A 22,464-nucleotide genomic window follows, 5' to 3' on the forward strand; every position below is an offset into this window, starting at 1 on the left:
CCGCGTCCGAGGCCGAACATCTCGGGAGCGGCCTGAAGGTCCGCCATCTGACCATGATGGGACTCGGCTCCGCCATCGGCGCGGGCCTGTTCCTCGGTTCCGGAGTGGGTATCGCCGCAGCCGGTCCGGCCATCATCGTCTCGTACCTGCTCGCCGGCGTGATGATCATCTTCGTGATGCGCATGCTCGGCGAGATGGGTGCCGCGCTGCCGGTGAGCGGTTCGTTCTCGCACTACGCGCGCATCGGAATCGGCCGCTGGGCCGGATTCAGCATGGGGTGGCTGTACTGGTTCATGCTGATCATGGTGCTCGGTGTCGAGATCACCGGTGCCTCCGCGATCGTGCAGTCGTGGCTGCCGGGCGTACCCCAATGGGTGGTCGCGCTGGTGTTCGTCACCTTCTTCGCGGTGGTCAATCTGGCGAGGGTCGCCAACTTCGGTGAGTTCGAGTTCTGGTTCGCGGCACTGAAGGTCGCGGTCATCCTCGGGTTCCTGGTGATCGGCATCCTGCTCGTGTTCGGTCTGCTTCCGGGCACCGAACCCGTCGGCACCACGCACCTGCTCGGCGACGGCGACGGTTTCGCGCCCAACGGGATCGCCGGTGTCGCGGCCGGTCTGCTCGCGGTGGCCTTCGCGTTCGGCGGCATCGAGATCGTCACGATCGCCGCGGCCGAATCGAAGGATCCGGAACGGTCCATCGCGACGGCCGTGCGCAGTGTCGTCTGGCGGATCTCGGTCTTCTACCTCGGGTCGATCTCGATCATGGTGCTCGTGCTGCCGTGGACCGCGGCGAGCGGTGAGACCTCCCCGTTCGTCTCGGTGCTCGACATCGCCGGCATCCCCTACGTGTCCGGCTTCATGGAACTCGTCGTGGTGATCGCGCTGCTGTCGGCGTTCAACGCCAACGTCTACGGCACCTCCCGCATGGCCTACTCGCTGGCACGCGGCGGCGACGGACCGGCCTGGCTCAGTAAGCTCACCCACCACGGAGTGCCCCGCAACGCGGTGCTCGTCTCGGTGTTCTTCGGCTTCGTCAGCGTGTGGCTCAACTGGCTGCTGCCCGACACCATCCTCGGGATCCTGCTCAACGCGGTCGGATCGGCGCTCATCGCGATCTGGTTGTTCATCGTCGTCTCGCATCTGCGGCTGCGCCGCAAGTTCGAGCGCGAAGGCACCATCCGCCTGCGCATGTGGCTGTTCCCCTATCTCAGCTGGTTCACGCTCGCGATGCTCATCGGCTTCATCGTGCTGATGCTGTCCGACAGCGCGGCCCGGGTCCAGCTCGCGTCGACCTTCGTGCTGTTCCTGATCATCACGGCGCTCGGCTTGCTCTGGCACCGCACCCACGACGACAAGACGGTCAGCCACCCGTCCGATCGGCCAGCGCAGTGAGCACGAGCTCGGTGATGTCGAGCGGATCGCTCGTCCGGTAGCTCACCCCTCCGGTCGCCGCGGCGATCTGCTCGAGGGTTGCGGTGTCCACGTCCTCACCGAGTCCGATCGTCACGATCCGTACCGGCCTGGACGGATCGTTCTCGTTCGAGAGGACCGCGAGCAGTTCGTCCTTCGACATCGCGGAACCGTTGTCGGCGCCGTCGGTCACCACGACGACACTGTTGGCCGCGCGCGGATCGTAGCTGTCCTGCACGTACCGGAAGGCCGCGAGGATCGTGTCGTAGAGCGCGGTGGTCTCGTCGGCCGTACCGGCCATCTGCGCGACGAGCGAGGTGAGCAGGTCGCGTTGGGTACCGTCGTCCACCACCGCATCGAAGCGCCGGATCGGTGCCGCCACGATGTAGTCCCCCGTTGCCTCGGCGCGGTCGTTCGGCAATGTGGCGTAGTCGCTCACTCCCCCACCGAAGAACCACAGGCCCGCTGAGACGTTCCCGGGCAGGACCTCGTTGGCGGCGGTCGCGGCGCGCCGGACCAGTTCGATCCGACTCTCGTCGCCGAGATTACGGTTCATCGACGCGGAGACGTCCACCGCGAACACGGTGCGCACGGGAAGCGCCTGCAACGCCCACACGTTCATCGCCTCCTCGGCGACGGTCTCGTCGTCGAGTTCGAGCACCGGCACCGCTCCCACACCGCGGCCGTCGGGCAGGGGTCGTCCGCCTCCGTCCCGGAAGCCGTGACGGGTCAGCCTGTCGAGTCCTTCGGATGTGTGCAGCGCGTCGGTCAGCGCCGTGGCGGCCGCCGCCGCGGCGTCGTGCCGTTCTCCGCGCGCCGTCACGACCACCGGATAGTCCACGAGCAGCGTCCCGGTGACGGGTACCTCGATGCCCAGTTCGCGCTTGTGGACGCTGCGATAGGTCTCGACCTGCTGTTCGGTGCTCACCACCGTCCCACCATCGGCGACGGTCTCCTCGAGCAAGGTCGATCCGGTAGGTACCTCCTCGTCGCGAACCCCCTCCCGCTCGGCGAGCGGCGCCATGACGGGACGGACCGTGCCCATCGCGACGGGATCGTCGGCGGCCTCGGCCAGCACGGCGCGGATGGCACCTGCCGCGGGACCGGAGCGCAATGGATTGCCGAAGACGAGACCGGGATCGGACAGGGCCTCCTGCCAGTCGGCCGCCGGTTCGACGGTGCCCGGCGCACCCGCGATCACGAGGGGCGTGGTGGCCAGCGGTGTCGACACCGTGCGCACCGGGCCCGTGGCGGTCTCACCCGCCCACGACGCCCACCAACCGCCCGCCGGGAGCCACAGGTCGGGAACGTCGTCGGTCGCCAGTCGCGCCGACACCTCCCCCGGTTCCTGTTCGACGACCTCGAACTCCGTACATCCGGATACCGAGGTCCCCTCGATCACCGGTGCGAGGTCGGCGGTGACCGCCACGGTGTAGTGCTCGGAGTCGTCGCACCCACTCCGCCGCTCCACGAACAGGAAGGCGACGGATCCGGCCGCGAGGACGAGGATCACGGCGACGACAAACCAGCGCGCCCGACCCCCGCCCGGCCGTGCATCCCCACTCACGCCGCCACGACGGCTCGGCGGACCCGACTCGGACGGTCCGGACTCCCCCGCCATGCGTCGGCCCCCTCGTGCTCACTCCGGGTGACGCCCCTCGGTCGCCCGAGACCGATGATATAGACCGGCACGCCTCGGGAAGCCGAATCCGACGCGATATCAGCCCTGTTCGGAGCTCTCCAGTTCGAGTCGTCGAGCGATCAGCGCCGCCTGCAGCTGGCGCAGTCCGGAGGGCCGGGTGGGGTCGAATCCGGTGAGTTGCGCGACCCGCTTGAGGCGGTAGTCGACAGTGTTCGCGTGGACGTGCAGGGTCTTGGCCGTGAGCTGGCGGCTCAGGTCGTGGGCGATGTGCGTTTCCAGCGTCTCGACGAGTTCGGGTGATTCGTCGAGCGGGTCGAGGACGCGTGCGAGGTGACGGCGCGCCGGTCCGGGCCGCGTGAGCTGGTACTCGAGGGCCAGATCCTGCATACCGTAGGCCCCGACCGCACGGCCGAGCCGTCGCACCAGATCGAGCAGTTCGTGGGCCTGCTTCGCCGCGGTGGGCACCTCCCGGACGGGGGCGTGGACGAGAGCGATCGTGACGGACACGCCCGCGACGGTCTCGATGCGCTGCCGGAATTCCTCGATCGCCTCGGTCGAGGGCGATTCGGGGAGCAGGACGGTGCCGCCCTCGGGGCCGAGCATCGCGAGGTGGCGGCCCTCGCAGATCGCCTCGAGTTCGGTCTCGACCCGGCGCAGGGTGCGCCGCGCGACGACCTCCGGCCGCACGTGCGGATTGCGTTCGTCGGGATGTCGGGTGAGCGAGACCGCGAGCACGGTGTAGGTGTCGGCGAGCACCAACCCGGAGCGTTGCGCCACGGCCGCGGCGTCCTGCCCGCTCAGCAGCGCGGCGACCAGTTCCTGCGCGGCGACGTCGCGTTCACGGCGGATGGCGTCGAGTTCGGCGACGAAACCGGTGGTCGCGGCGACGGTGACCTTCTCGAGCAGCGCCATCCACAGGCGGGACGCGTCGGCGACGGAGGAGACATCGCCCTCCCGGGCCCGATCGGTGACCAGCTCCCACCCGAGACGGATGCCTTCGTGATAGATCCGGAGCATGTATTCGAGCCGGAAGCCGGCGCGGGCCCACTGGGCTGCGCTGCTGCGCAGGTCGGCGAGTTCCGCGTCGGAGGGTAGTTCTCCGGAGTCGAGGAGATGGATCGCGATGCGCAGGCAGCGCACGGTGACCTCGGTGACGTCACCGCGCAGCGATTCGCCCGGTCGCAGCGAACACGGCGCCACGTTGTCGGCGAAGTGCGCCACGAGTTTGCGAGCCACGGCAGGCAGATCGCGCAGCGGAACGGACGCGGGCTTCCCGTCCACCAGGAAGAGCGGAGCGTTGTCACCGTCCCCCCGACGATCGTGCCCGGTCACCCGGACCTGATCCGTTACAGACATCCCTCGAACCCCCATCGAAGTGAGTAGATCTACATACGGTGCAGTAGAGAATCCGCCTCGCAGTGTGACACATGCAACCCCTGTGACCGATTTTCCACGAAGTTCCGGTGACAGGAACCTGCCCGCGGGCGCTCCCCACCGACCCTGTCAGCCCAGTTTCTTCTTCTGCACCTTGCCCATCGCATTGCGTGGAAGGTCACCCACCACACGCACCTCCCGGGGCCGCTTGTGCACGGAAAGCTGTTGTGCGACAAGGTCGATCAGTTCCGACCCGTCGACTTGGGGGCCGTCGGCGGCGGGCACCACGAACGCGACGATCCGCTGACCGAGGTCGTCGTCGGGCAGGCCCACCACGGCCACCTCCCGCACCGCGGGATGACCGAGCAGAACGGTCTCGATCTCCCCCGCACCCACCCGGAACCCACCGGTCTTGATCAGATCGGTCGACTCGCGACCCACGATGCGGTGGAATCCGCCCTCGTCGACGGCCGCCACATCGCCGGTGACGAACCATCCGTCCTCGGTCCACGCGGCCGCGGTGGCCTCCGGCCTGTTCAGGTAGCCGTCGAAGAGCATCGGTCCACGCACCTGCAAGACGCCGATGCTCTCCCCGTCGTGGGGCACGTCGCGGCCCTGCTCGTCGCGCAGGCGCGTCTCGACCCGGGCCACCGGCGTGCCGACCCAGCCGGGACGGCGCTCGCCGTCGACGCGCGTGCTGAGCGTCAGCATCGTCTCGCTCATGCCGTAGCGCTCGATCGGAACCAGTCCCGTGAGCTCACGCAGTCGTTCGAAGACCGGCACCGGCAGCGGCGCGCTGCCGGAGACGAGCAGTCGCGCGCCGCTGAGCGCGCGGGCGGAGTCCTCGTCCTCGACGACGCGTGTCCACACCGTCGGCACCCCGAAGTAGAGGGATCCCTGCGCTTCGGCGTAGGCCTGCGGAGTGGGCTTCCCCGTGTGGATCAGCCGGCTGCCCACCCGCAGGGCTCCGACCACACCGAGCACGAGTCCGTGCACGTGGAACAGCGGCAGCCCGTGGACGAGCGTGTCGCGCTCGGTCCAGGCCCACGCCTCGGCGAGCGCGTCGATGCCCGCGGCGATCGCCCGGCGGCTCAGCAGCACACCCTTCGGAGCGCCGGTGGTCCCGGAGGTGTAGAGCACGAACGCGATTCGCGCCGGGTTCGGCTCGGGCAGGTGGTGCCAGTCGCGGGCGTGCAGGCGGACCGGCAGGCTCGGCAACTGCGGAACGTCGGGATGCTGCACCTCCGGCGCCGGACCGAGCCAGGCCTGCGCGTCCGAGTCCGTCAGGATGTGGGCGAGTTCGGCGGGCCCCGAGTCCGGTGGCACCGGCACCACGGTCGTCCCGGCGAGCAGGGCACCGGTCACGGCGACGACGGTGGTCGCGCTCGGAGTCGCGAGCACGGCCACCCGATCGGCGCGCGCCACCCGCGCCGCGACGGCGGTGGCCGCGCCGAGCAGATCGCTGCGGGAGAAGGTGTGGCCGTCGATACGGACGACGTCCGGGAGATCGTCGCCCCGCGCGACGGCCAGCGGATTCAGCGAACGAAGCAGTGCAGACACGACAGCCACGATTCCATATCGATGCCGCAGCCTCGCGGGGGCGGTCGGGTGTGGCGGTCAGGTGTGGATGCCGCCGCGCGCCGCGGATATCGATGTCCGCGCCAGATGTGCCGGGGGAAGCACGGTGGCCAGGACCGCGCCCAGCAGCATTCCGACGAGGACGGCCACGCCGTGCGCATCGCCCGCGATCACGAGGACCACACCGAGAAGGAAGGTCGCCGCGGAGGCGACGAGCAGCGAGCGTGTCGCTCCGACGACCGGCCACAGTCCCGCGAGGGTCGCGGCCGCCGCGAGCGTCGCGCCGGTTGTTCCCGCGCCGTCGGACGGGAAGACGAAGGTGGTGAACAACCCCCACAGCACCTGGCCGACCAGGAACAACCCGAGTGCGCGGTACCACCCCCACACCCGCACGATCGCGATGGCGACCACCGCGAGCAACAGCAGGTTCACGACGGTGAGGAGCACGCCGCCGTCCTCGATCAGACCTGCGGTGAGGACGCGCCACCACTCCCCCGAGTCCCGGGTGCGGACCGGCTGCCGCCGGAAGACGTCGAGCAGTCCCGGGAAGACCAGTCGCGCGAGCGAGGCCACCGCGACCACCGACCACAGGATCGTCGCCGCGACCGGCGGAGGCCACCAGAACGATCGCGTCGTCGCGTGCACGGAACTTCCCGCATGGGAGCGTGACGCGCTCACCGCAGCGATGGCCACCACGGCGACGTAGAGCACCCACAGCAGCGGATCCTCACCGGACGAACTCACGGGGCCAATCTACCGGCGAGCTGCTCGCTGAGCGGTGCGTCGGCGCGCTCTATCGGCGCAGTCGGGCAGCGGCGGCGTCGATGGCGTCGTCGGTCGCGGTGAGCGCGATCCGGACGTGCAGGACACCTCCGGGACCGTAGAACTCGCCGGGTGCGACGAGGATGCCGCGGTCGGCGAACCAGTCGACGGTCGCGCGGCATCCCTCACCGCGCGTCGCCCACAGGTACAGGCCCGCCTCCGAATGGTCGACGGTGAAGCCGGCGCCGCGCACGGCCCCCAGGAGCACCTCGCGACGCTTGCGGTACTTCTCGCGCTGCGCGTTCTCGTGCTCGTCGTCGTTCAGTGCCGCGGTCATCGCAGCCTGGATCGGCAGCGGCAGCATCATGCCGGAGTGCTTACGGACCTCGAGCAGGTCGGCGACGAGGTCGGCGTCGCCGGTGACGAAACCGGCCCGGTAGCTCGCGAGATTGGAGGTCTTCGACAGCGAGTGCACCGCGAGGAGGTTGGTGTGGTCGCCCCCGCACACGTCCGGGTGCAGGATCGACAGGGCCTCACACTCCCAGGTGAGCCCGAGATAACACTCGTCGGAGACGACGATCGCGTTGCGGCTGCGCGCCCAGTCGACGACCTTGCGCAGGTGGTCGGGTCCGAGCACCTTGCCGGTGGGGTTCGACGGCGAGTTCACGAAGACCAGCGACGCGACCTCGGGGCCGAGGCGGGTCAGCCCGTCGGCGCGGATGATGCGGGCACCGGCGAGCAGCCCGCCCACCTCGTAGGTCGGGTACGCCAGTTCGGGGATCACGACGAGATCGTCGGCACCGAGGCCGAGCAGCGACGGCAGCCAGGCGATCATCTCCTTGGTGCCGATCGCCGGCAGGATCGCCGAGTCGTCGAGACCGGTGATGCCGTAGCGACGTTCGAGCGCACCCACGGCCGCCCGCCGCAGTTCGGCGGTGCCGTGCGTGGTCGGGTAGCCCGGCTCCTCCGCGACGGAGACGAGCGCCTCCCGGATCACGGGGGCGACCGGGTCGACCGGTGTGCCCACCGACAGGTTGACGATGCCGTCGGGATGCGCCGCTGCCTTCGCCTTCGCGTCGGTCAGGGAATCCCAGGGGAAGTCCGGCAGGCTCTTCGCCACCGAACGGCGGACACGCGTGCTCACGAAAGTTCCACCGGTCCGTTCGTCACTCTTCGCCCATGGGAGGGAGATTCTTGACGAACGGCGGGTCGTAGTCGACCTTGCCGAGCTTCGTGGCGCCACCGGGCGAGCCGAGATCGTTGAAGAAGTCGACGTTGGCCTTGACGTACTCGGACCACTCGTCCGGGACGTCGTCCTCGTAGAAGATCGCTTCGACGGGGCACACGGGCTCGCACGCACCGCAGTCGACGCACTCGTCGGGGTGGATGTACAGCATGCGACCGCCCTCGTAGATGCAGTCGACGGGGCACTCCTCGATGCATGCCTTGTCCAACACGTCCACGCACGGTTCCGCAATCGTGTACGTCACTGCTGTTCTCCCTGCCTCTCTGTAAGCCCGCCGACCTGCGCGGTCTCGCCCGAGCGGGCACCCTCGGCGCCCACGGTCCTCCAGTATCCCCCGTGCCCGTGCCACACACCGGAGTAAGGGTCCCCTACTTCAGAGTGCAGACCGTCGAGGCGGGTCAGCCCGCGGTGACCGGGAGCTCGATCGGCGTGTACGCGGTGGTCCGTTGGCGCGCCGGCCGCCCGATGCCCTCGGCGATCGCGACCAGTTCGGCGACGGTCTTCTCCGAACCGTGCTGCGAGCCCGCCATGCGCGAGATCGTCTCCTCCATGAGCGTGCCGCCGAGATCGTTCGCCCCGCCCTCGAGCATGGCCTGCGTCCCGGCGACACCCAGCTTGACCCAGCTGGTCTGGATGTTGTCGATCCGGCCGTGCAGCATGACCCGGGCGAGGGCGTGCGCGGCACGGTTGTCGCGCATGGTCGGGCCGGGACGCGACGCGCCGGCCAGATACAGCGGCGACGACTGGTGCACGAAGGGCAACAGCACGAACTCGGTGAATCCGCCCGTGCGGTCCTGGATCCCGCGGATCACCTCGAGGTGGCCGACCCAGTGGTGCGGCTGGTCGACGTGCCCGTACATCATCGTCGAGCTCGATCGCAGGCCCACCTCGTGCGCGGTGGTCACCACCTCGATCCACTCGGCGGTCGGGAGCTTGCCCTTCGTGAGCACCCACCGCACCTCGTCGTCGAGGATCTCCGCGGCGGTGCCCGGGATGGTGTCGAGCCCGGCCTCACGCAGTTCGGTGAGCCAGTCCCGGATCGACGTGCCGCTGCGCGCGACACCGTTGACGATCTCCATCGGCGAGAACGCGTGGACGTGCATCGACGGCACCCGCGCCTTGACGGCGCGGACGAGATCGGCGTAGCCGGTCACCGGCAGTTCCGGATCGATACCGCCCTGCATGCACACCTCGGTGGCGCCGGCGACGTGCGCCTCCCACGCCCGGTCGGCGACCTCGCTCGCCGAGAGGGTGAACGCGTCGGCGTCGCCCTTGCGCTGCGCGAAGGCGCAGAACCGGCAGCCGGTGTAGCAGATGTTGGTGAAGTTGATGTTCCGGTTGACGACATAGGTGACGTCGTCGCCGACGGTGTCGCGGCGCAGCTGGTCGGCGAGCGCCACGAGTGCTTCGAGACCGGCGCCGTCGGCGTTGGCGAGGGCGATGTACTCCGCTTCGGTGCAACCGCCCGGATCCCGTTCCGCGGAGCGCAGCGCCGAGAGCACGTCGCTGTCGAGCCGCACCGGTGCGGAGGCGCCCAGCTCGAGCACCTGTTCGCGGACGGTCTCCCAGTCGCCGAAAGCGCTCCCGAGATCGGACCGGTGCTCGGTGTTGCGTCCGGTCACGTCGATCTCGGAGTTCAGATCGACGCGACCCGACGACTTCCAGTCGATGTCGGGTTCCTGCCAGGGCAGTCCGGACGGGATCACCTCGCGCGCGAGGCCCGTGGCCGGATCGGCGAGGGCGTGCACGTGCGCGGTGATGCGCGGATCGATCCACGGCTGCCCGGCGAGCACGTACTTCGGCTGCGCGGCGATCCGCTCGGTGAGCTCGAAGCCGGCCTCGGAGCTCAGGCGCGCCAGGGTGTCGAGATTCGGCCAGGGCCGTTCGGGGTTGACGTGATCGGGCGTCAACGGCGAGACACCACCCCAGTCGTCGACACCCGCCCCGAGCAGCGCGCGGCACTCGTCGAGCGAGACGAGATTCGGCGGGGCCTGGATGCGCATTCCCGGCCCGAGGACGAGCCGCGCAACGGCGATCGCGGCGAGGAACTCGCCGAGATCGGCGTCGTCGTGCTCGCGCATCGCGGTGTCGTCCTTGGCGCGGAAGTTCTGGACGATTACTTCCTGGATATGACCGAATGCCTTGTGCGACTTACGGATCGCGTGGATCGATTCGGCACGCTCGGTGAAGTCCTCACCGATGCCGACGAGGATGCCGGTGGTGAACGGCACCGCGAGTCGGCCCGCATCGGTGAGCACCCGCAGCCGCACCGCCGGATCCTTGTCGGGGCTGCCGTAGTGGCACTGCCCCTTCTCGGTGAACAACCGTTCGGAGGTGGTCTCGAGCATCATGCCCATCGACGGGGCGACCGGCTTCAGCCGCGAGATCTCGGCCCAGCTCATCACCCCGGGATTGAGGTGCGGCAGCAGACCGGTCTCCTCGAGGACGCGGATCGCCATCGCTCGCACGTAGTCGAGGGTGGAATCGTAGCCGCGCTCGTCGAGCCACTGCTTCGCTTCGGGCCACCGGTCCTCGGGCCGGTCGCCGAGTGTGAACAAGGCTTCCTTGCAACCCAGTTCGGCTCCCTGACGGGCGATCTCGAGGATCTCGTCGGGTTCGAGATACATGCCGTGACCCTCGGCGCGGAGCTTGCCGGGGACGGTGACGAAGGTGCAGTAGTGGCATCGGTCCCGGCACAGCCGGGTGATGGGGACGAAGACCTTGCGCGAATAGGTGACCGTGCCGGATCGACCCTCCGCGAGAAGGCCGGCATCGCGCACCCGCGCCGCCGACGCACAGAGATCCTCGAGATCGGCACCCCGGGCCTGCAGCAGGACCGCCGCTTCGTCGACGTTCAGTGCGACCCCGTCGCGAGCCCGACGCAACGCTCGACGCATTCCCGAGGGAGTCGCCGTGGATCGGTGCGCAGCGCCGGGACGCACGGTGGGGGTCGGGAGCATCGCGGACTGCGGGGTGTCGTCTGCGGAATCGGTCATGGGCCCGATCATGCGCCTACGAGCACCCCCATGCCACTTCGGGGTCTATCCGCGCGGGTAGTCGTCGTCCGCCGGGACTTCGCGGGACTGCTCGTAGGTGTCTGCCGGGTCGGCTTCGAGGGGCACGTCCGAAGGCAGGTCGTCGGCAGGATCGTCGTAGACGGGAATGGCCTGCTCGAGCCGGTCGGCCTCGGAATCGTTGTCGGACTGGATCTCGATGCCGAGCGCATTCGACTCCGTCATTGCGATCTCCTCCTGATAGGGCCCGATCGTGAGATCGGATCGGGCGAGTCCGGCCGGGTTCTACGGATCCCAGCCTAGCGTGGAACCGGACACGGGGCCCGATGGAGCAGGAGGTGCGGGTGGAGGACGACGAGAGTTCGCCGGCGGGGTCGGCCGACAACACGGCAGCGACGAGCGTGGTGATGAGGGAACCGTCGTGGCGGCCGAGCCCGAAGGCGCGTGTGCTGTGGGCCGTGAGTGCAGCGCTGATGTGGTTGCCGCTGGTCGTCGCGCAGGTCGTGTGGGTGCTCGTCACGCCGGTGGGCGCCGGGTGGCACGTCGCCGCCGCGGCCGCGACCGTCGTCCTCGGTGGACTGCACGTCGCGGTGGTGCCGGTCTGGCGATACCGCGTCCATCGCTGGGAGATGGACGAGACCGCGGTCTACACGCGTTCGGGTTGGTGGACGCAGGAGCACCGCATCGCACCGATCTCCCGGATCCAGACCGTCGACACCGAGCGTGGACCGCTCGACCGGTGGCTCGGCCTGACCACCGTCACCGTCACCACCGCCTCGGCGGCGGGTGCGGTGGAGATCGTCGGGCTCGACAGCCGGGTCGCCGACGAGACCGTCGCTCGCCTGACCGCACTCGCGGCGAGCTCGGAGACGGACGCGACATGAACGACGCCCTCGTGGCCGGGACGGACGAGGAGGTGCCGTGGTCGCGTCTCGATCGCCGGATGCTGCTGATCCACCCGATCGAGGAGATCCTGCGCCTGCTGCCCGTCCTCGCAGGCTCGTTCGTCATCGGGTCCACCAGCGGCAATCCCGTGTGGGGCCTCGCAGCGATGGGCGTGCTCGTGCTGGTCGGTCTGCTGCGCTGGTTCACCACCACCTACCGCGTAGGACCAGAGCACGTCGAACTCCGCCGCGGCCTGCTGCAACGACGCGAGTTGTCGATCCCCCGCAGCCGCATCCGGTCGGTGGACGTCGAGCAACGCCTCCTGCATCGCGTGCTGGGCCTCGCGGTCGTGAAGATCGGCACGGGTCAGAGCGGGGGCGCCGATCGCAACCGGTTCGAACTCAACGGCCTTCCGATCGCAGCAGTCCCCGAGCTCCGTGCCGTTCTCCTGAGGGGTGGGCAACAGGACGACGTGCCGGTCGAGACGACCTCGACCGCTGCCGTCACCGAGCGTCAGCTGGCGCGATTCGACCCGGCCTGGGTGCGCTACGCGCCGTTCTCCACGACGGGACTGCTCGCCATCGCGGCCGTCGCCGGTGCCGCCTTCCAGTTCGGGCTCGGCCGGTGGATCGCCGAATCGCAGGTCGTCCGCCGCGCGGTGGAGACCGCGGAAGACCTCGGCCTGGTGGTCGCGCTCGTGATCCTCGTGCTGGTCGTCGTGCTCGTCGCCAGCCCGGCCGCGTGCGTGCGGTACCTGCTGCTCTACGGCGATCTGCGGGTAACCGACGACCAGCGGGTCCTGCGCATCGCGCACGGCCTGCTCACGACCCGTCACACCACCCTCGACCGGGCGCGGCTGCGCGGGATCGCGCTGCACGAACCGCTGGCGCTGCGGCTCGTCGGCGCCGCACGGCTCGACGCCGTCATGACGGGCAGAACCGCGCAACAGGGCGGTTCGTCACTGGTCCTGCCGTCGGCGCCCGACGGGGAGGTCCGGCGGGTCGCGGCCGAGGTGCTCACCGGGGGGCTGCCGCTCGACGTTCCGCTGCGCAGTCACGGTCCCCGTGCCCGGCGTCGCCGCTACACGCGGACGCTGTGGCCGGTGGCCGTCGTGGTCGCCGCCGGGCTCGTCGCCCTGAGCGTCACCGACCGGCACGTGCCGTTCGCCGTGATCGCCACGGTGGTCGTGGTGCTGGTCGCGGGGGCGTGCGCGCTGGCGCAGGACCGCTACCGGGGTCTCGGCCACGCCGTCGTCGACGGACATCTCGTCGCCCGCAGCGGTTCGATCGACCGGCAGCGCATCTGTCTCGATGCGGACGGTGTGATCGGCTGGACGGTGCGGCAGACCTTCTTCCAGCGCCGTGTCGGTCTCGCGACCGTCGTCGCGGCGACGCCGGCGGGTGCGGGACGCTACGAGGTGATCGACATCCCCGTGGACGAGGCGTGGGCGCTTGTCCAGGAGGTCACACCGGGTATGGGAGAAGCATGGATCGACCGATGAAGCCGACATCCGGCAAAGGCCCCCTGCACGGCACTCCCCCGGCGACGCTGGCCGAGCTCGACGACGCGCTCGTCGACTGCCACGCGTGTCCGCGGCTGGTCGCATGGCGTGAGCAGGTCGCGCGGGAGAAACGAGCGGCCTTCCGCGACGAGGAGTACTGGGGCCGGCCCGTCCCGGGCTTCGGCCCGGCCGATGCGTCCCTGCTGATCGTCGGGCTGGCGCCCGCCGCGCACGGCGGGAACCGCACAGGACGGATGTTCACGGGCGACCGGTCGGGCGACGTGCTGTACGCGGCCCTGTACGACGCGGGACTGGCGTCGCAACCGACCGCGACGCACATCGGCGACGGCCTCGAACTGTTCGGCACGCGCATCACGTCGCCGGTGCACTGCGCGCCACCGGCCAATCGCCCCACGGTCGTCGAACGCGACACCTGCCGGCACTGGCTCGAACAGGAACTCGACCTGCTCTCCCCCACGCTGAGGTCGGTCGTCGTGCTCGGCGGGTTCGGGTGGCAGGCACTACTGCCGGTCCTGTCGGCGGCGGGGTGGACGATTCCGGTTCCCCGCCCCAAGTTCGGGCACGGCGCACATGTGCTGCTCGCTGCCACCGAGGCGCGGGAGCACCCGTTGCACCTCTTCGGTTGCTATCACGTCAGCCAGCAGAACACCTTCACCGGCCGGTTGACGAAGGAGATGGTGACCGAGGTGCTCAGGGACGCGGCGCGGGCTGCGTCCCTCCCACTGCCTGGGTGATCTCCCTGATGCGGGCCGAGAACAGGTAGCCGCCGGCGGGGGCGAGCGCGGCCACGGGCAGCAGCAGGGTCCGCCAGTCGCCGAGCGCGAGCTGGTCGCCGCCCGGCCCACCCACGAGGCAGACGAGGAAGACGACGGCCCAGGCCAGCAGCGGCAGGGCCGCGCTGCGCAGGGATCCGGTCTCGGCGCGGAGGGCCATCACCAGCAGCAGGTTGACGAGGCCGGCCAGCAGGATGGTGATCGGGAAGGGCGCTCCGGCGATGTACACGCCGAGATAGAAGACCGACAACAGGGCGCACAGCGCACCGTCGAGCACGAGCAGCGCGACGAGCCCCCGCCGGGGTTGGACGCCCACCGGTGACGCGAGGGGTGCAGCGGTTGCTGGATCGACCGTCATGCTTCGATGGTGCGCTACCGGACGCGCCCGAGCACAACCGGGGTCCGCGGAACCATCCGCGACCCACGCACGGGACGTCAGGGAACCGGCGGGTATCCGAGCATGGTGAGCAGCGCGCTCTGCTGGTCGGCGAAGGAGTACAGAGCGTGCCAGTAGTCGGCCCGGATCTCGTCGGCGTACGGCCTCAACGACTCCACGAACGCGACGATCTGGTTCTGGACGGACCAGTTGTACATCGACAACCCCCTGACGGTGTGCCTGCGTGGTACGCGAGGCCGGGTGACGCGAACCACCCACAGCCTCGTTGATGACTCGGGTCACACTAGCCGATGCCGGAGAAGAGGTCGTCCTCTCGTCCCGTGGAGTCGGTCAGGCCGAGCTGCCCGCGCACGAGCACGAAGTGCTCCTGGTCGAAGACGGGCTGGGCGACGAGGTTGGAGAGCACGAACTGCTCGCCGTCCTCCGCGACCAGCACCTGGGTCGTGTGCGCGGCCATCGCGGTCCGCTTCGCGTCGAGAACCGAGCGGACGTCGACGACGGTGGTGACCTCGTCGTCGGGCACGCTCGGCAGTTCGCCGGCCTCCGGTCGGCGCCAGCCGTCGGGCAGCGTGCCCATGGCGGCGATGCCGCGTTCGAGCGCGGACCGTTCGGCGACGGTCCAGTACACCTTCGCGGGGGTCCACGCCGCCCCGGCGGACGGATAGTCCTCGGTGCCGGCCGCTTCGACGGCCGCGGTCACCCGTTCGTGCACCGCGATGTGGTCGGGATGCCCGTAGCCACCGAACGGGTCGTAGGTGACGACCACGTGCGGACGCGTCTCGCGGATCACGGCGACGAGCGCCTCGATCGCCTCGTCGCGGTCGGCGTTGACCCAGGCCCGAGGATTGTCGGCGGACGGGGTGCCCGCCATCCCGGAGTCGCGCCAGTGCCCGGCACCGCCGAGAAAACGCGGTCGCTCGACGCCGAGCGCGTCGAGCGCCCGGGTGAGTTCGAGGATGCGGTATCCGCCGAGCTGATCGGCGCGGTCGGCGGTGAGCTGGGCCCACTCGTCGCCGATCACTTCGCCCTCCTCACCGAGCGTGCAGGTCACGACGGTGACCTCGGCGCCCTCGGCGACGTACCGGGCGATGGTGCCGCCGGTGGTGAGGGTTTCGTCGTCGGGATGGGCGTGGACGAGCAGAAGTCGTCGATCCGCAACGTCGGGGAGAGCTCCCGGAGCATCGGTCACGGTGTGGTCCTTCCCCACAGATGGGCGTCGCCGAGAATACCGGTGGCGACGGCGGCTGTCAGCGAGACGTTCTCGACGCCCGGACCGGCGGCGACAACGGCCCGGTCCTGCAGGATCGGCAGATTCACCGCGAGATCCCACAGCCTGGCCTGCGCGTCGGCGACGACCTTCGCCGGGTCGGTGGTGCCGTTCAGTGCAGCGAGCAGATCGGGTTCGAGACCGGGATCGCACGCACCCGAGAGGTTGCTCGGAGCCTCGAGCTGCGCTGCGAGCGCATCCTCACGTTCCTCGACGTCGTCCTCGTCGAGCGTGGTGGTCGCGGGGTCCGACGACTGTGCCGCCTCCGCCGTCCCGGGGGCGTCGGGCTGCGCCGGGAGGTCGGACTCGGGCACGGTCGGCAGGTCCTCCCCCGCCACGGTGGGTGCTGCGGCCACCGGGACGCATCCGAATCGGGACAGCGCGGCGGTGGCAGGGTCTCCACCGGCACGCATCCAGCCGACGACCGCGTGCACGGTGCCCTCGACGAGGGCTTCGCCGTACAGCTCGTCGGGGGGAAGTTCGTCGACCGATGCGTCGATCCCGGCGCCACGCCACAGGTCGACGGCGGTGCGTGCGACGGCGCGGGCGGTCTCGTCACCCTCCGGCACGCCCACGACCAGCGTCAACGGCACGCCGGCCCGGGCCAGGGTGCCCTCGGGCAGGGCCGGCCCGTCGGGAGTTCTCGGTCCGGGAGTCGCGCTCGTCGGCGCCGCCGTCTCGGATGCCGCCGTCTCGGATGCCCCCGTCTCCGGTGCAGCGGCCTCCGGCGCTTCGGGGCCGGGTGCGCCGGGGTCCGTCGGCACCGGGGGCACGGCAGGCGGGACGGGTAGATATCCGGCCTCGGCGAGACGTCCGAGGGCCTGCTCCCGGGACAGACGCGCCGGCATCGTGTCGGTGTATCCCGGATCGGACGGCGCGAGCACCTGGGCCCGCGCCCGCACGACCCCGGTGCTGTTGGCCGTGGCGACAAGTCCGAGCAGCTCGGGGTCGAGCAGGTCGAGTATGCCTCGCCGGACGACCGGGTCGGCGAGTTCGGCGGTGCGCGTGTTGAGGGTCAGATCGAGGGTGCGCGGCTGGAGCTGGACGCCGGTCCGCACACCCGGCACGGCGGCGAGCTGCGCCTCGAGAGCGACACCGCCCGCGCTCTGGACCACTTGGGCGTCGTCGCTGCGCACCGATTCGGTCACCTGGGCGTCGGTGCCGGCGCGGCGCATGATCAATTCGTCGGGTCCGGCCGGGGTGCCCCAGAACCGGTCGTTGCGTTCGAGCAGCACCTCGGCGCGCCCCCGATCGACGTTGTCGACGTGGAATCGCGCGCCGGACACGGGAATCGTCTCGGACAGGCCGGTGGAAAAGCCACCCGGAGTGTCCTTGACCAGGTGCGCGGGCAAGAGATTCGTGAACAGTTCGCGCCAGGCCGGATACGGCTCGCGCAGGGTGACGGTGACAATCTTGCCTCCGCCCGACGATCGGATGTCGTCGATGAGGCGGTAGCCGGCAGGATCGACGACGCCGGGCTGGGTGATCATCTGCCGCCACAGATACCGGAAGTCCTCGGCAACGATCGGCGCTCCGTCCGACCACTGGGCCTCGTCGCGCAGGCGGTAGGTGATGGTGAACGGCGCCTCGTCGGTGACCTCCGCGGACAGCAGCAGCGAGTCGTCCGGAACCCACAGTGCTGCAGCGGGATTCTCCGGATCGGGCACGGCCCGGAAGGCACTCGGGAGCACGAGTTCGGCAACGGCGTTCGCGACGGGCGACTGGTCTGCGAGCAGGTGGGGGTTGAAGCCCGAACCGACCTCGTCGATCGCGACCACCACCGTGCTGCGCTTCGGAGCGGGAGCCGGGGTCGTGGTCGGCTCCGTCTGCTCGATGGGCGGCGGCGGGTCGGCGGTGCAACCGGTGAGGACCAGCGCAGCCACGGCCAGGCCGGCCGTCGCCCCGATCAGTCGGCGACGAGCGCGCGTACGCGACACTCGGGCTCCTTCCGTGAGGCAGGTGGTACGTGGGTGGCCCCGGCCAGCATGCGCTCGCCGGGGCCACCCCACACCTGGACTACTTGTTACGGGCCTTCTCCCGCGACCGCGCACGCGCACGGTCGGTCTGCGAGAGGTGCAGCTTGCGCACGCGCACGTCCTCCGGCGTGACCTCGACGCACTCGTCCGCAGCACAGAACTCGAGCGCTGCCTCGAGGGTCAGCTCGATCGGCTTGGCGAGGGTCTCCATCACGTCGGCGGTCGAAGAGCGCATGTTGGTGAGCTTCTTCTCGCGGGTGACGTTGATGTCGAGGTCCTCGGCGCGCGGGTTGATGCCCACGACGTGGCCCTCGTAGGTGTCGCTGCCCGGTTCGACGAAGAAGGTGCCGCGGTCGGCGAGCTGGATCATCGCGAACGGGGTGACCGAGCCTGCACGGTCGGAGACGAGCGAACCCGTGTGGCGGGCGCGGATCTCGCCGGCCCACGGCGCGTAACCGTGGAAGATGGCGTTGGAAATGCCGGTGCCGCGGGTCTCCGTGAGGAAGTCGGTACGGAAACCGATCAGACCGCGCGACGGGATGATGAACTCCATACGAACCCAGCCGGTGCCCTGGTTGGTCATCTGGACCATCTTGCCCTTGCGGTTCGCGAGCAGCTGGGTGATGGCGCCGAGGTGCTCCTCGGGGCTGTCGATGGTCAGCTCCTCGTAGGGCTCGTGGAGCTTGCCGTCGATGGTGCGGGTGACCACCTGCGGCTTGCCGACGGTCAGCTCGAAGCCTTCACGGCGCATCTGCTCGACGAGGATGGCGAGGGCGAGTTCGCCTCGGCCCTGCACCTCCCACGCGTCGGGGCGTCCGATGTCGAGGACGCGCAGCGAGACGTTGCCGACGAGCTCGGAGTCGAGCCGCGTCTTCACCATGCGAGCGGTGAGCTTGTGGCCCTTGACCCGGCCGACGAGCGGCGAGGTGTTGGTGCCGATGACCATCGAGATGGCCGGCTCGTCGACGGTGATGCGCGGCAGCGCCACCGGGTTCTCCGGATCGGCGAGCGTGTCGCCGATCATGATCTCCGGGATGCCGGCCACGGCGACGATATCGCCGGCGACCGCGACCTCGCCCGGCTGCCGCTCGACACCGACGGTCTTGAGCAGCTCGGTGATCTTGACGTTCTTGACGCCGTCGGCGTGCATCCACGCGACGGTCTGGCCCTTGCGCAGCTCACCCTGGTGGATGCGCAGCAGCGCGAGACGACCGAGGAACTCGGAGGCGTCGAGGTTGGTGACGTGGGCCTGCAGCGGCGCCGACGGATCACCCTTGGGTGCGGGGATGCACTCCATGAGGACCTCGAAGAGCTCGTCGAGGTTCTCGGCGTCGGGGACCTGGCCGTTCTCGGGCTGCTTCTTCGAGGCCTTGCCCTCACGACCGGAGGCGTAGAGGACGGGCAGCTCGAGGGCGAGCTCGGCGGCTTCGGCGGCCTCGTCGTCGAGGTCGGACGCGAGGTCGAGCAGCAGGGTCTGGCTCTCCTCGACGACCTCGGCGATGCGGGCGTCCGGGCGGTCGGTCTTGTTGACCACGAGGATCACCGGCAGCGACGCGGCGAGCGCCTTGCGGAGCACGAAGCGGGTCTGCGGCAGCGGGCCCTCGGAGGAGTCGACCAGCAGGACGACGCCGTCGACCATGGACAGGCCGCGCTCGACCTCACCGCCGAAGTCGGCGTGGCCGGGGGTGTCGATGACGTTGATGACAGTGACGGTGCCGTCCGGGTGGTGACGGTGCACCGCGGTGTTCTTCGCGAGAATGGTGATGCCCTTCTCGCGCTCGAGGTCGCCCGAGTCCATGACCCGGTCGACGAGTTCCGCACGTTCGGCGAACGCGCCCGACTGGCGCAACATGGCGTCGACGAGAGTGGTCTTTCCATGGTCGACGTGCGCCACGATGGCGACGTTCCGAAAATCAGCGGTGCTCACGCGATAGCTCTCCTGGCTGTAGTCCGGCCACACGGCACTGGACCCGGTCGGCACCTCGCCCGTACGGCGTTCGTCTCGATGGCCGCGACGCGAGATTGCGAGCTACCTGCCCCGTCCGATTCTCGGCGTGCAGGCACTGCGGCCGTCAATACACTTTACAGGCCGTTCGTCGGTCGCCGCTTCTACCTCATCAGATACCCGCAGGTCGGCGACGATCGGGGTGACGCTCGACACTCCCCCAGGAGACGTAACCGCCGAATCCGGCACCACATGCACCCCTGGGTCCGCGAGTAAGGGGATGCTAACCTTCGCTCGCCGGTGATTCGCCGCGCGCAGGACCGTGGAAGGCAGGCGGGACGTATGGGGAAGGTGAAGGCGAGCAAGGTCGCAGGCCTGAAGCCGAAGAAGAAGTGCTGCCGCAAGAAGACGCGGTGCCTCAAATGCCCCGTCGTCGTCATGCGCATGAAGAAGGTCGAGAACGACGGGCTCAGCAAGAAGGAACTGCGCAAGTATCTCGACAAGGCCCGCGCCGCCTGACCACCAGGCATGCGCCGTATGACCTCAGCGCCGCAGATGTTCGCGTAGATCGGGAATCCACGCACGATCGGCCGGGACGAGATCGACCTCCCCGAGTTCGTCCGCGTCGACCCACCGCAACGCCGCGTGGTCCAGCGGCTCGGGATCACCCGAGACGAGTTCGACCCTGTAGGCACACAACTCGCGACCTCCGGCCAACGGCACCGCGACCCCCAGTCGCTCCGCACCGCGCACCTCGACACCGAGCTCTTCCCTCAGCTCCCGCACGAGCGCCGCCTCCACGCTCTCCCCCGGTTCCGCCTTGCCTCCGGGCAACTCCCACAGGCCCGCGAGGTCGACGGGCCGCGTGCGCTGGGCGAGCAGCACGCGTCCGTCCCGGATGACGGCGCCGGCCACGACGTGCCCGTCGGGCGCCGGTGTACTCGCGGACGATGTGCTTGCAGACATGACGTGCATCGTCCCAGAATGAGTCATGTCCCAGCTGCTGACGGACGGAGAGATCGACGCCGCGCTGGCCGAGTTGCCGCACTGGCACCGCGCGGGACAGTCGCTGGTCCGCACCATCGAGGCGCCCACCTTCCCCGACGCGATCGCACTCGTCGACCGGGTGGCCGTCGTCGCCGAGGAGGCGAATCACCATCCGGACATCGACATCAGGTGGCGGAAGGTGACCTTCGCGTTGAGCACGCATTCCGCCGGTGGCATCACGGAGTCGGATCCGGCTCTTGCGCGTCGGATCGACGAGGAGGCACGGCGCTCGGGTCTGTAGTCACCCGTTCGTCCTGCCCCTCACGTCCCCGGGCTGCGAGGATCACGACGACGTAGACGGCGAGGACACCGACCACGTTGACGGCGCCGAGCCAGGCGAGCGGAGCGGGACGTTCGACATCCCAGATCGAGTTCTGCGCCGTACTCAGTACCCACGGAACGCCGATCAGCGTGACCGCGGCCCAGCACGCGGCGACGATGCGGGCTCCGAGCGACCGCGCCAAGGGTCCGTAGAGAAGCCACAGCACCAAAGGGACCACCCACACCCAGTGGTGGACCCACGAGATGGGCGAGACGAGCAGACCGAACAACTGCACGATCAGCAGCGTGCCGAGACGGTCGCGCGTTCCGTCGGGCAGCGGTTCCAGCGACCGCCACGCCGCGAACGCGAGGACCGCGCAGACCACGACGCCGACCAGCCACACCGGCCCGAGTCCGACGTCCTCACCCGCGAGACGACCCAGCGCTCCGCGCAGCGACTGGTTCCACACCGACACGACCGGCCCGATCCGATCCGCGTCGCCGAAGAGGGACCCGAAATAGGTGGCGGCTTGGGAGCCGAGCACGAGCAGGCTCACCAGGACGGTCCCCACGAAGACGACCGCGGAGAACACCGCCTCGCGCCAGCGTCGCTGCGCGAGGAAGTACAGGCCGGTGATGGCAGGCGTGAGCTTGATCCCGGCAAGCACGCCGACGAGCCCACCCGACAGCCACCACCGGGAACTGCGGGCCGCGAGCATCACGCCGAGGACGAGAAAGACGTTGATCTGGCCGTAGTCGAGGGTCGTGCGTACCGGCTCGGTCCATATGCCCGCAGCCGTCCACAGCATCGCGACACCGACCCACGACCGGCTCCGTGCCCGCGCGTCCACGACGAGTTCGAGCGAGATCCACACGACGGCGAACAGCGCCGCGACCGTCAGCAGCTGCCAGGCCACGCCCAGGATTCCGAACGGGATCAGGTGCAGGGGCAGGAAGACGAGCGCGGCGAAGGGCGGATAGGTGAACGGCAGGGGGAAGTCGGGGGTGTCCTCCGAATAGGTGAACCCGTAGAGGTCGCCCTGCAGCAGAGCGGCCGATCCGTCGACGTAGACGTGCAGGTCGACGAGGTTCATGCCGTTGGGAGTGATGAATCCCCAGGCGATCCGGACGACGACGGACAGCGCCAGTAACGCCGCGCACCACCACATCCGGTGCGAAGGAAACCCTCGTGGCACTGCGGTGCGGCCTCTCCCGTCGAACGTCCGTCCGGTGAACCGGACCCGGCGAAGGAGATTACCGTTCCGATAGGCATGCAAACGAACCGGAGTTCACTCCCGTAACGATTTCATCTACAGTCACAATCTTCTCAGGTCGAACGCGTTATGTTCGACAGGATCCGAGGGAC

At 69.6% G+C, this 22,464-nt stretch carries 21 protein-coding genes; 6 read left to right on the forward strand and 15 right to left on the reverse strand.

Going from position 1 to position 22,464, the window contains the following annotated elements; translation table 11 throughout:
• The first annotated feature begins 53 nt into the window (after nucleotides 1–53).
• Nucleotides 54–1,391 (forward strand): amino acid permease, encoded by a 1,338-nt coding sequence (locus K3M35_RS04160; RefSeq protein WP_220577881.1) that lies wholly within the window; start codon nucleotides 54–56, stop codon nucleotides 1,389–1,391.
• Here the strand turns inward: K3M35_RS04160 and K3M35_RS04165 are convergent.
• The 8 genes from K3M35_RS04165 to K3M35_RS04200 all read right to left on the reverse strand — a co-directional run bounded on the left by K3M35_RS04165 (nucleotide 1,360) and on the right by K3M35_RS04200 (nucleotide 11,250).
• The gene (locus K3M35_RS04165) at nucleotides 1,360–2,976 is read right to left on the reverse strand and encodes a substrate-binding domain-containing protein (protein ID WP_308257051.1); all 1,617 of its coding nucleotides are present in this window, start codon (nucleotides 2,974–2,976) and stop codon (nucleotides 1,360–1,362) included. The two genes, K3M35_RS04160 and K3M35_RS04165, sit on opposite strands and share 32 nt — an antisense overlap.
• Nucleotides 2,977–3,129: 153 nt before the next feature.
• Entirely contained in the window at nucleotides 3,130–4,383 is a 1,254-nt protein-coding gene (locus tag K3M35_RS04170) for a CdaR family transcriptional regulator (protein WP_006550569.1), read from the reverse strand.
• A 171-nt stretch (nucleotides 4,384–4,554) separates the two neighbouring features.
• Entirely contained in the window at nucleotides 4,555–5,985 is a 1,431-nt protein-coding gene (locus K3M35_RS04175) for an acyl-CoA synthetase (protein ID WP_039957868.1), read from the reverse strand.
• A 57-nt stretch (nucleotides 5,986–6,042) separates the two neighbouring features.
• Complete coding sequence (locus K3M35_RS04180) at nucleotides 6,043–6,747, reverse strand: rhomboid family intramembrane serine protease (RefSeq protein ID WP_220666025.1); 705 nt, start codon at nucleotides 6,745–6,747, stop codon at nucleotides 6,043–6,045.
• 49 nt (nucleotides 6,748–6,796) lie between these two features.
• Complete coding sequence (dapC, locus tag K3M35_RS04185; RefSeq protein WP_308257052.1) at nucleotides 6,797–7,909, reverse strand: succinyldiaminopimelate transaminase; 1,113 nt, start codon at nucleotides 7,907–7,909, stop codon at nucleotides 6,797–6,799.
• A 22-nt stretch (nucleotides 7,910–7,931) separates the two neighbouring features.
• On the reverse strand, nucleotides 7,932–8,255 hold the full coding sequence (gene fdxA / locus K3M35_RS04190; protein WP_220666026.1) for a ferredoxin: 324 nt from the start codon (nucleotides 8,253–8,255) through the stop codon (nucleotides 7,932–7,934).
• A 154-nt stretch (nucleotides 8,256–8,409) separates the two neighbouring features.
• Nucleotides 8,410–11,007, reverse strand: a complete 2,598-nt coding sequence (locus K3M35_RS04195) for a bifunctional FO biosynthesis protein CofGH (protein ID WP_220666027.1) — start codon at nucleotides 11,005–11,007, stop codon at nucleotides 8,410–8,412.
• Between the two features lie 45 nt (nucleotides 11,008–11,052).
• Nucleotides 11,053–11,250: a hypothetical protein gene (locus K3M35_RS04200; RefSeq protein ID WP_006550575.1), complete on the reverse strand. Its 198-nt coding sequence runs from the start codon at nucleotides 11,248–11,250 to the stop codon at nucleotides 11,053–11,055.
• Between the two features lie 101 nt (nucleotides 11,251–11,351).
• Here K3M35_RS04200 and K3M35_RS04205 point away from each other — a divergent pair, with 101 nt between their 5' ends.
• The 3 genes from K3M35_RS04205 to K3M35_RS04215 are packed head-to-tail and all read left to right on the forward strand — an operon-like array spanning nucleotide 11,352 to nucleotide 14,166.
• Entirely contained in the window at nucleotides 11,352–11,909 is a 558-nt protein-coding gene (locus K3M35_RS04205; RefSeq protein ID WP_006550576.1) for a PH domain-containing protein, read from the forward strand.
• Nucleotides 11,906–13,411 (forward strand): PH domain-containing protein, encoded by a 1,506-nt coding sequence (locus tag K3M35_RS04210; RefSeq protein WP_220666028.1) that lies wholly within the window; start codon nucleotides 11,906–11,908, stop codon nucleotides 13,409–13,411. The genes K3M35_RS04205 and K3M35_RS04210 overlap by 4 nt, the downstream gene beginning before the upstream one ends.
• Nucleotides 13,408–14,166 (forward strand): uracil-DNA glycosylase, encoded by a 759-nt coding sequence (locus K3M35_RS04215; protein WP_019288045.1) that lies wholly within the window; start codon nucleotides 13,408–13,410, stop codon nucleotides 14,164–14,166. Before K3M35_RS04210 ends, K3M35_RS04215 begins: the two co-directional genes overlap by 4 nt.
• On the opposite strand, the gene K3M35_RS04220 is transcribed toward K3M35_RS04215, so the two are convergent.
• The 5 genes from K3M35_RS04220 to typA form a co-directional block, all read right to left on the reverse strand.
• Complete coding sequence (locus K3M35_RS04220) at nucleotides 14,123–14,563, reverse strand: hypothetical protein (protein ID WP_094980799.1); 441 nt, start codon at nucleotides 14,561–14,563, stop codon at nucleotides 14,123–14,125. The genes K3M35_RS04215 and K3M35_RS04220 overlap by 44 nt on opposite strands.
• Nucleotides 14,564–14,640: 77 nt before the next feature.
• Nucleotides 14,641–14,799 carry a hypothetical protein gene (locus K3M35_RS04225; RefSeq protein WP_006550580.1) on the reverse strand — a complete coding sequence of 53 codons (159 nt, stop codon included), beginning with the start codon at nucleotides 14,797–14,799 and terminating at the stop codon, nucleotides 14,641–14,643.
• Nucleotides 14,800–14,885: 86 nt separating this feature from the next.
• On the reverse strand, nucleotides 14,886–15,809 hold the full coding sequence (mshB, locus tag K3M35_RS04230; protein ID WP_050993397.1) for an N-acetyl-1-D-myo-inositol-2-amino-2-deoxy-alpha-D-glucopyranoside deacetylase: 924 nt from the start codon (nucleotides 15,807–15,809) through the stop codon (nucleotides 14,886–14,888).
• Nucleotides 15,788–17,806: an ABC transporter family substrate-binding protein gene (locus K3M35_RS04235; RefSeq protein WP_220666029.1), complete on the reverse strand. Its 2,019-nt coding sequence runs from the start codon at nucleotides 17,804–17,806 to the stop codon at nucleotides 15,788–15,790. Before K3M35_RS04235 ends, mshB begins: the two co-directional genes overlap by 22 nt.
• A gap of 79 nt (nucleotides 17,807–17,885) precedes the next feature.
• Nucleotides 17,886–19,772, reverse strand: a complete 1,887-nt coding sequence (gene typA / locus K3M35_RS04240; RefSeq protein WP_006550583.1) for a translational GTPase TypA — start codon at nucleotides 19,770–19,772, stop codon at nucleotides 17,886–17,888.
• Between the two features lie 360 nt (nucleotides 19,773–20,132).
• Here typA and K3M35_RS04245 point away from each other — a divergent pair, with 360 nt between their 5' ends.
• Nucleotides 20,133–20,309 carry a hypothetical protein gene (locus K3M35_RS04245; RefSeq protein ID WP_006550584.1) on the forward strand — a complete coding sequence of 59 codons (177 nt, stop codon included), beginning with the start codon at nucleotides 20,133–20,135 and terminating at the stop codon, nucleotides 20,307–20,309.
• Between the two features lie 24 nt (nucleotides 20,310–20,333).
• On the opposite strand, the gene K3M35_RS04250 is transcribed toward K3M35_RS04245, so the two are convergent.
• Complete coding sequence (locus tag K3M35_RS04250; RefSeq protein WP_024103420.1) at nucleotides 20,334–20,756, reverse strand: (deoxy)nucleoside triphosphate pyrophosphohydrolase; 423 nt, start codon at nucleotides 20,754–20,756, stop codon at nucleotides 20,334–20,336.
• Between the two features lie 25 nt (nucleotides 20,757–20,781).
• On the opposite strand from K3M35_RS04250, the gene K3M35_RS04255 reads away from it, so the two are divergent.
• On the forward strand, nucleotides 20,782–21,078 hold the full coding sequence (locus tag K3M35_RS04255) for a 4a-hydroxytetrahydrobiopterin dehydratase (RefSeq protein WP_006550586.1): 297 nt from the start codon (nucleotides 20,782–20,784) through the stop codon (nucleotides 21,076–21,078).
• Here K3M35_RS04255 and K3M35_RS04260 read toward each other — a convergent pair.
• The gene (locus tag K3M35_RS04260) at nucleotides 21,014–22,267 is read right to left on the reverse strand and encodes a mannosyltransferase (protein WP_220666145.1); all 1,254 of its coding nucleotides are present in this window, start codon (nucleotides 22,265–22,267) and stop codon (nucleotides 21,014–21,016) included. The two genes, K3M35_RS04255 and K3M35_RS04260, sit on opposite strands and share 65 nt — an antisense overlap.
• Nucleotides 22,268–22,464 lie beyond the last annotated feature (197 nt).

Source organism: Rhodococcus sp. DMU2021 (assembly GCF_019641445.1).
Taxonomy (GTDB): Bacteria; Actinomycetota; Actinomycetes; order Mycobacteriales; family Mycobacteriaceae; genus Rhodococcus; species Rhodococcus pyridinivorans.

What these genes read in the sequence shown, in the direction of transcription:
- K3M35_RS04195 (WP_220666027.1), bottom strand. Translation starts at nt 11,007, where the DNA reads ATGACCGATTCCGCAGACGACACCCCGCAGTCCGCGATGCTCCCGACC.
- K3M35_RS04220 (WP_094980799.1), bottom strand. Translation starts at nt 14,563, where the DNA reads ATGACGGTCGATCCAGCAACCGCTGCACCCCTCGCGTCACCGGTGGGC.
- K3M35_RS04205 (WP_006550576.1), top strand. Translation starts at nt 11,352, where the DNA reads ATGGAGCAGGAGGTGCGGGTGGAGGACGACGAGAGTTCGCCGGCGGGG.
- K3M35_RS04250 (WP_024103420.1), bottom strand. Translation starts at nt 20,756, where the DNA reads ATGTCTGCAAGCACATCGTCCGCGAGTACACCGGCGCCCGACGGGCAC.
- K3M35_RS04255 (WP_006550586.1), top strand. Translation starts at nt 20,782, where the DNA reads ATGTCCCAGCTGCTGACGGACGGAGAGATCGACGCCGCGCTGGCCGAG.
- K3M35_RS04260 (WP_220666145.1), bottom strand. Translation starts at nt 22,267, where the DNA reads ATGTGGTGGTGCGCGGCGTTACTGGCGCTGTCCGTCGTCGTCCGGATC.
- K3M35_RS04200 (WP_006550575.1), bottom strand. Translation starts at nt 11,250, where the DNA reads ATGACGGAGTCGAATGCGCTCGGCATCGAGATCCAGTCCGACAACGAT.
- K3M35_RS04225 (WP_006550580.1), bottom strand. Translation starts at nt 14,799, where the DNA reads ATGTACAACTGGTCCGTCCAGAACCAGATCGTCGCGTTCGTGGAGTCG.
- K3M35_RS04160 (WP_220577881.1), top strand. Translation starts at nt 54, where the DNA reads ATGATGGGACTCGGCTCCGCCATCGGCGCGGGCCTGTTCCTCGGTTCC.
- K3M35_RS04215 (WP_019288045.1), top strand. Translation starts at nt 13,408, where the DNA reads ATGAAGCCGACATCCGGCAAAGGCCCCCTGCACGGCACTCCCCCGGCG.
- K3M35_RS04210 (WP_220666028.1), top strand. Translation starts at nt 11,906, where the DNA reads ATGAACGACGCCCTCGTGGCCGGGACGGACGAGGAGGTGCCGTGGTCG.
- K3M35_RS04245 (WP_006550584.1), top strand. Translation starts at nt 20,133, where the DNA reads ATGGGGAAGGTGAAGGCGAGCAAGGTCGCAGGCCTGAAGCCGAAGAAG.